Below are 7431 nucleotides of genomic sequence, written 5' to 3'. Positions count from 1 at the left end.
TCACAGCGCCCGATCGCCCGCGCCGACACCAGCCCATCGACATCCGACATGGGACTGAGTGCTGGCCTCGATCGCCAGCCTCCAATAATCAACACGCTCTGCAGGGTGCGCCGGGTCGCCGAAGGTGCGCCACGAACGACCGGCGCGGCGACCGGTGCGGCGACCGTGCGGGCGGCGACCGTGCGGCGCGACCAGGAATCACGACACGCCGTTTCTGTTTCCACAGGGGGAAACTTCGGCCGGGGGCCGGCCTGTGGATAACTTCGCCGGATGCCGCGGAGAATGGGCGTTGTCGCATCCGCCGGGCTGTGCACAACCGGTGGAATGTCGGTGGATAACTACATAATTGTAATTACTGCATGTAGTGGCCATTCCCATTTCCGATCACTACATGTAGTATAAAAGTTCAACACAGCACGCCTTGAACTTCAGATTTCACATGAAAACCGATTTTGAGCACTGAGTTTGAATACTGAGTTTGAATACTGATTCCTGAACGACGAGAAAGGCCCTTCCCATGGCAATCACGGTCTACACCAAGCCCTCCTGCGTGCAGTGCACGGCGACCTACCGCGCCCTGGACAACAAGGGCATCGAATATGAGATCCTCGACCTCTCGGTCGACGAGAACGCCCTCGAAGCCGTCAAGGCCCTGGGCTACCTGCAGGCTCCCGTCGTCATCACCGACGAGGACCACTGGTCGGGCTTCCGCCCCGACAAGATCAACGAACTCGCACAGCGCCTCGCCTGACCGCCCGGCTCAGGCCGCGGCTTCCAGCGCGCCGCTCAGGCACGCGCGACTGTCATGCACACACGAAGGGGGTGTTCAGTGACCGATATCGTCTATTTCTCCAGCACCTCGGGCAACACGCACCGCTTCGTTGAGAAGCTGGGCCGCGCTGCGGCCCGCATCCCGCTCTACGCGCGCGACGAACCGTTGCGGGTCAGCGAACCGTACGTCCTGGTGGTGCCGACCTATGGTGGCGGCGAGACCAAGGGCGCGGTGCCCAAACAGGTGATCAGATTCCTGAACGACGAGCACAATCGGTCGCTCATCCGCGGGGTCATCGGCGCGGGCAACACAAACTTCGGCACGGCCTTCTGCGTCGCCGGCGACATCATCGCCGCGAAGTGCAAGGTGCCTCACATGTATCGATTTGAAGTACTTGGAACTCCGGATGATGTGCGCATCGTTCATGACGGATTGGAAGAATTTTGGAAGCAACAGCCGTGAAGACGATGACTCACCCGGCCCCCGGCCTGGTGATGGACTATCACTCCCTCAACGCCATGCTCAACCTGTACGGCCCGAACGGGGAAATCCAGTTCGACAAGGACCGTGAGGCGGCGCGGGAATACTTTCTGCAGCACGTCAACCAGAACACGGTGTTCTTCCACAGCCTGCGCGAGCGCCTCGACTACCTGGTCGAGAAGGAGTACTACGAGCAGGCCGTGCTGGACCAGTACTCGTTCGAGTTCATCACCAGCCTCAACGACCTGGCCTACTCGAAGAAGTTCCGCTTCCAGACCTTCCTCGGCGCATTCAAGTACTACACCTCGTACACGCTGAAGACCTTCGACGGCAAGCGCTATCTCGAGCGCTTCGAAGACCGCGTCGTGATGACCGCCCTGGGCCTCGCCCAGGGCGACGAGAAGCTGGCGATCGCCCTCGTCGAGGAGATCATCGCCGGCCGTTTCCAGCCGGCCACTCCGACGTTCCTCAACTCGGGCAAGGCCCAGCGCGGCGAACTCGTCTCCTGCTTCCTGCTCCGCATCGAAGACAACATGGAGTCGATCTCCCGCGGCATCAACTCCTCGCTGCAGCTCTCGAAGCGCGGCGGCGGCGTCGCGCTGCTGCTCAGCAACATCCGTGAGTCCGGCGCGCCGATCAAGCAGATCGAGAACCAGTCCAGCGGAATCATCCCCGTGATGAAGCTGCTCGAAGACTCCTTCAGCTATGCGAACCAGCTCGGTGCCCGCCAGGGTGCCGGCGCGGTCTACCTGCACGCCCACCACCCCGACATCATGCGCTTCCTCGACACCAAGCGGGAGAACGCCGACGAGAAGGTGCGGATCAAGACGCTGTCCCTCGGCGTCGTCGTGCCCGACATCACCTTCGAGCTGGCCAAGAAGGACGAGGACATGTACCTGTTCTCGCCCTACGACGTCGAACGCGTCTACGGAGTGCCGTTCGCGGACATCTCCGTCAGCGAGAAGTACCACGAGATGGTCGACGACCCGCGGATCAAGAAGTCCAAGATGAAGGCCCGCGACTTCTTCCAGACGCTCGCCGAGATCCAGTTCGAGTCCGGCTACCCGTACATCATGTTCGAAGACACCGTCAACGCGGCGAACCCGATCAAGGGCCGCATCAACATGTCCAACCTGTGCTCGGAGATCCTCCAGGTCAACACGCCGACCACGTACAACGAGGACCTGTCCTACGACCAGATCGGCAAGGACATCTCCTGCAACCTCGGGTCGATGAACATCGCCCTGTCGATGGACTCGCCCGACTTCGGCAAGACCGTCGAGACCGCCATCCGCGGCCTCAGTTCGGTCTCGGAGCAGAGCCACATCTCCTCCGTGCGTTCGATCGAAGACGGCAACGACAAGTCGCACGCCATCGGCTTGGGCCAGATGAACCTGCACGGTTACCTTGCCCGTGAGCGGGTGTACTACGGCAGCGAAGCGGCCATCGACTTCACCAACATCTACTTCTACACGGTGCTGTTCCATGCCCTCCGCGCCTCCAACACGCTGGCCGTCGAGCGCGGCCACGCCTTCGTTGGCTTCGAGGACTCCACCTACGCGTCCGGCGCGTTCTTCGACAAGTACACCGACCAGGTCTGGGAGCCGGCCACCGCGCGCGGCGCCGAGCTGTTCGCGCAAGCCGACGTGCACATTCCCACGCAGGCCGAGTGGGCAGAGCTCAAGGCATCCGTCATGGAGCACGGCATCTACAACCAGAACCTGCAGGCCGTGCCGCCGACCGGGTCGATCTCCTACATCAACAACTCGACCGCATCGATCCACCCGATCGCGTCGAAGATCGAGATCCGTAAGGAAGGCAAGCTCGGTCGCGTCTACTATCCGGCGCCGTTCATGACGAACGACAACACCGAGTACTACCAGGATGCCTACGAAGTCGGCTACGAGAAGGTCATCGACACCTACGCCGCTGCCACGCAGCACGTGGACCAGGGCCTGTCCCTGACGCTGTTCTTCAAGGACACCGCCACGACCCGCGACATCAACCGCGCACAGATCTACGCGTGGAAGAAGGGCATCAAGACCATCTACTACATCCGTCTGCGCCAGATGGCTCTCGAAGGCACAGAGGTGGAAGGCTGCGTCTCCTGTGCACTGTGAGTGAGTCGCTGTGAGGATTCTGGAAGTGAAATTTGCTGTGTGTGGCCAAAAAAGGAACAACTCATGATTGACAAGCTCAAGCTCGTCTCGCACGTCGATGCGATCAACTGGAACAAGATCGAAGACGAGAAAGACGTCGAAGTCTGGAACCGGCTCACGAACAACTTCTGGCTGCCGGAGAAGATCCCGCTCTCCAACGACGTGCAGTCCTGGAACACGCTCACCCCGGTCGAGCAGCAGCTCACCATGCGGGTGTTCACGGGTCTCACCCTGCTCGACACGATCCAGGGCACGGTGGGCGCCGTCTCCCTGATTCCGGATGCGATCACCCCGCACGAAGAGGCCGTCTACACGAACATCGCATTCATGGAATCGGTGCACGCGAAGAGCTACTCCTCGATCTTCTCGACGCTGGCGTCGACGAAGGAGATCGACGAGGCGTTCCGCTGGTCGACGGAGAACGTGAACCTGCAGCGCAAGGCCGAGATCGTCATGGACTACTACCAGGGCGACGACCCGCTCAAGCGCAAGGTCGCCTCGGTGCTGCTCGAGTCGTTCCTGTTCTACTCGGGCTTCTACCTGCCGATGTACTTCTCCAGCCGAGCGCGCCTGACGAACACAGCCGACCTCATCCGTCTGATCATCCGGGATGAAGCGGTGCACGGCTACTACATCGGCTACAAGTACCAGAAGGGACTCGAGGCGGCCACGCCGGAGCGCCGCGAGGAGATGAAGAACTACACCTTCGAGCTCATGTACGAGCTCTACGAGAACGAGGTGCAGTACACGCAGGACCTCTACGACGAGGTCGGCCTGACCGAGGACGTCAAGAAGTTCCTGCACTACAACGCCAACAAGGCGCTGATGAACCTCGGCTACGAGGCCATGTTCCCGAAGGCCGTCACCGACGTGAACCCGGCCATCCTGTCGGCGCTCTCGCCGAACGCGGACGAGAACCACGACTTCTTCTCCGGGTCGGGTTCCTCCTACGTCATCGGCAAGGCCGTCAACACGGAAGACGCCGACTGGGACTTCTAACCACGACAAGGCCCGGCAGGACCGCTGCAGGAGGAGAGATGAGCGTCAGCATTGCCACGCTGGTGGCCGCGGTCAACGACCACGACCTGGACAGGATGCTGGCGCTCTTCCATCCCGACTACCGGAGCTTTCAGCCGGCCCATCCGGATCGCACTTTCGTGGGGAGCGCCCAGGTGCGGGCCAACTGGCATGCGATGTTCGCGGGGATTCCCGACTTCCGAGCGGAGCTCGGGCGGGTGGTCCAGGACGGTGAGACGACCTGGTGCGAATGGACCTGGTCCGGCACGCGAATCGACGGCCGGTCCTTTGAGGCGCGCGGTGTTGCGATCTTCGAGTCCCGAGACCAGGCGATCATCACGGGAACGCTCTACATGGAGGATGTCGAGACCGACGGACTCGGCATCGTGCGGGCCGTTCAGGGTATGTCGGGACTCTCGCCCGTCGATGGCGCGTGATCTGGACGGACTTTCCGCAGCCCCGCACAAGCCGGGCACCCGAGTGAGCCGGTCGGCCGCTTACCGTCGTCGGCTGCCTGCCGACAGTGTCTTGGATGCGTTCGTCGCGTGACGACGCAACCCGAACTCTGAAAGGGACACTGATGAAGTCATTCGCATGCGGGGACGTCGTGCCGGGCTGTGAGGCCCGCTGGGTGTGTTCAACCGAGGACGAGCTCCTCTTCACGGTGGCGGCGCACGCCGCGACTGCCCACGGTCTGGCCGAGGTGTCGCCCGAACTGGACCAGGCCGTGCGTGCGGCCATCGTCACGGTCGGTTAGACAGGGTGCCGGGCAGTCCGGCGGACGCCGGCGCGCAGCCCGTCCCCGCTGACTGGGACGCCATGCTGGCGGCGGCCTGCCGCGGCGAGGGAGTGTCGACGGTGTTCCAGCCGATTGTCGACACCCGGCGTGGCGCCGTCGTCGGTTACGAGGCGCTGACCCGGTTCACCGGCTTCACCGAAGGCAACCCCGAAACCTGGTTCCGCGCTGCCCGCGCCCACGGGCGGGCGGAGGACCTGGAGGTTCTCGCGCTCCGCACCGCCCTCCGGTCGAGGCCGACGCTGCCGGCGAACTGCTTCCTCACGGTCAACGTGTCGCCCGATCTGCTCTCCACCGAGAGCGTGCGCGAGGTCTGGCGCGATGAGGGCGACCTGTCCGGCCTGATCGTCGAGCTGACCGAACAGGCCCGGATCGAGTCATATCTGGCGCTCGAGCCCGACCTGGACCGGCTCCGGGCCGCCGGGGGCCTGATCGCCGTGGACGACGCGGGAGCCGGCTATGCCGGCCTGCGCCACCTGCTGGCCATCCGGCCCTCGTTGATCAAGCTCGACCGCGCCCTGGTCGAGGACGTCGACCGCGACGAAGCGAAGCGAGCCCTGATCGAGATGATCGGCACGTTTGCCGGCCGCGTCGACGCCTGGCTGCTGGCAGAGGGGGTCGAGCGCGTGGACGAGCTCGACGCCCTGGCCGAGCTCGGCGTCCCGCTCGTGCAGGGCTACGTGCTGGCCCGGTCGGCCCCGGCCTGGGCCGGGATCGACCAGGACGTGGCTCTTCGCCTGGCCGGGCGAAGCACTCCCGCCCGGAAACGGGTCGTCCGGGACTTCCTCGAACCTGTGCCGACGGCCACGAGTGTGGTCGAGGCAGCGGCCGCCTTCACGGCCGATCCGCGACTGAGATCCGTCGTGCTCCTCGACGAGTTCCACCGGCCGACCGCGGTCCTCGACGTCGACGCTTTGCAGCTGGGCGTGCTCAGCCCCGGCATGAGGGTCAACCTTGACACCCCGTTGGCTGAGGCCCTCAATCGGGCCATGACCCGGGATGCCGGGACCCGGTTCGAGCCGCTGCTGGCGACCGACAACGCGGGCCGGTACACCGGCCTGGTGCGTCTCGAACGACTGGTGCAGGCCCTCTGTGAGGACAGCGTCTAGGTCCGGACCAGGTTCTGACGGGGCCAAGGCCGACGGCCGGAAGCGCATTCGCGCTTCCGGCCGTCGGTGGTGTGTCGCGTCGGGAGGGCTAGTTCCCGGCCCTGGCGTGAACCCCGGTGTCGGCGCTGCCCGACTCGGTGTCGGTGTGCGCGTCGGCTCCGGCTTCGCCCTTGCCCTGCGAGTGCGACTCGGCGCCGGCCTGGATGCGCTCGACGATCTTCTGGATGTCCTTGCCGTAGTCGCCGTTGAGTGCGGCCTTCTCGATGGCCTGGGCGGCGGCATCCTGCTCAGCGGCCGGAGCGTTCTTCAGGTCGGTCAGGGCGGACTGCAGCTCGACCGGGAGCTTCTGGAACAGCGCCGGGTTGTCGGCGAGACCGAGGGCCAGCTTCGTCACCGCGGGGGCGGCATCCGTACCCGTTGCAGTGTCCTCGCCGAGTGCGCTGTGGAGCGCGGCGGCGAGCGGGTGCTTCGGGTCGTTCTGCACGGCTGTGGCGACCTGGGCGATCTGGTCGCCGTAGCCGCCGTCAAGGGCGGTGGTCTGGATGGTCTGCACGGCGGCGGCCCGGTCGGCCGCTGATGCGTCCTTGAGGGTGGTCAGGTCGGCCTGCAGGTTCGCCGGCAGGCTCGCGAACAGCTCGGCGTGGTCGACGAGCGTGGCCGCGAGCTTCTGCGCCTTCTCGTTCACATCATGCCCGTGGGAGAGGGCGGCGCGGAGTTCCTTCTGTACCGAAGCGAGGAACGTATCGCCCGAGGTGGACTCGGCGGATGCGCTGGAGCTGGCCGTGTGCTCCGGCGTCGGGGTGAGCGGGGCGGCGCTCGCACCCTGCACGCCGGCACCGAGCAGGGCGCCGGCGGCCAGGACGGATGCTGCGCCGATGGTGAGACGCTTCGAGCGGGATGCGCGAGGCGTCTGGAAGATCTTGTTCTCGTTCATGGTGGTTCCTTTCGATTGCGGCGGCCGTTCCGGCGAAAAACCCGGGCGGGCCGCACGTAGTCACCGGGCGAGTCTAGGCAGGCGAATTGTGCGGCCCGTCACTGCGGGCAGAGAAACCCGGTCGCAAACGGATGCAGCCCCTCGGCGCGTCGGCCGGACCGCGG

9 protein-coding genes are annotated in these 7431 nt (G+C 64.7%); 7 read left to right on the top strand and 2 right to left on the bottom strand.

Annotation, left to right across the window (positions count from 1 at the left end; all coding sequences use genetic code 11):
- Positions 1-224 (bottom strand): hypothetical protein (locus E3O32_RS17470; RefSeq protein WP_206750995.1); only part of this gene is annotated, 224 nt, incomplete at its 3' end.
- A 293-nt stretch (positions 225-517) separates the two neighbouring features.
- Between E3O32_RS17470 and nrdH the strand changes: the two genes are divergently transcribed.
- From nrdH to E3O32_RS09510, 7 genes are all read left to right on the top strand, one after another.
- Complete coding sequence (gene nrdH, locus E3O32_RS09540; RefSeq protein WP_134363478.1) at positions 518-751, top strand: glutaredoxin-like protein NrdH; 234 nt, start codon at positions 518-520, stop codon at positions 749-751.
- A gap of 78 nt (positions 752-829) precedes the next feature.
- A complete protein-coding gene (nrdI, locus tag E3O32_RS09535; protein WP_166788639.1) occupies positions 830-1234 on the top strand; it encodes a class Ib ribonucleoside-diphosphate reductase assembly flavoprotein NrdI in 405 nt (134 codons plus the stop codon).
- A gap of 5 nt (positions 1235-1239) precedes the next feature.
- Positions 1240-3372 carry a class 1b ribonucleoside-diphosphate reductase subunit alpha gene (nrdE, locus tag E3O32_RS09530; RefSeq protein WP_134508933.1) on the top strand — a complete coding sequence of 711 codons (2133 nt, stop codon included), beginning with the start codon at positions 1240-1242 and terminating at the stop codon, positions 3370-3372.
- A gap of 63 nt (positions 3373-3435) precedes the next feature.
- The gene (nrdF, locus tag E3O32_RS09525; protein ID WP_134508909.1) at positions 3436-4410 is read left to right on the top strand and encodes a class 1b ribonucleoside-diphosphate reductase subunit beta; all 975 of its coding nucleotides are present in this window, start codon (positions 3436-3438) and stop codon (positions 4408-4410) included.
- Between the two features lie 38 nt (positions 4411-4448).
- Complete coding sequence (locus E3O32_RS09520) at positions 4449-4865, top strand: nuclear transport factor 2 family protein (RefSeq protein ID WP_134508907.1); 417 nt, start codon at positions 4449-4451, stop codon at positions 4863-4865.
- 143 nt (positions 4866-5008) lie between these two features.
- Positions 5009-5185 carry a DUF1059 domain-containing protein gene (locus E3O32_RS09515; protein WP_134508905.1) on the top strand — a complete coding sequence of 59 codons (177 nt, stop codon included), beginning with the start codon at positions 5009-5011 and terminating at the stop codon, positions 5183-5185.
- A gap of 5 nt (positions 5186-5190) precedes the next feature.
- The gene (locus E3O32_RS09510) at positions 5191-6333 is read left to right on the top strand and encodes an EAL domain-containing protein (protein WP_241974745.1); all 1143 of its coding nucleotides are present in this window, start codon (positions 5191-5193) and stop codon (positions 6331-6333) included.
- Between the two features lie 88 nt (positions 6334-6421).
- Here the strand turns inward: E3O32_RS09510 and E3O32_RS09505 are convergent, their stop codons facing one another.
- Complete coding sequence (locus E3O32_RS09505) at positions 6422-7267, bottom strand: hypothetical protein (RefSeq protein WP_134508903.1); 846 nt, start codon at positions 7265-7267, stop codon at positions 6422-6424.
- Positions 7268-7431 lie beyond the last annotated feature (164 nt).

The organism is Cryobacterium mannosilyticum (genome assembly GCF_004402705.1).
Taxonomy (GTDB): domain Bacteria; phylum Actinomycetota; class Actinomycetes; order Actinomycetales; family Microbacteriaceae; genus Cryobacterium; species Cryobacterium mannosilyticum.
Note: the sequence above shows the minus strand (reverse complement) of the source record. Positions and strands in the feature narration are given on the sequence as shown.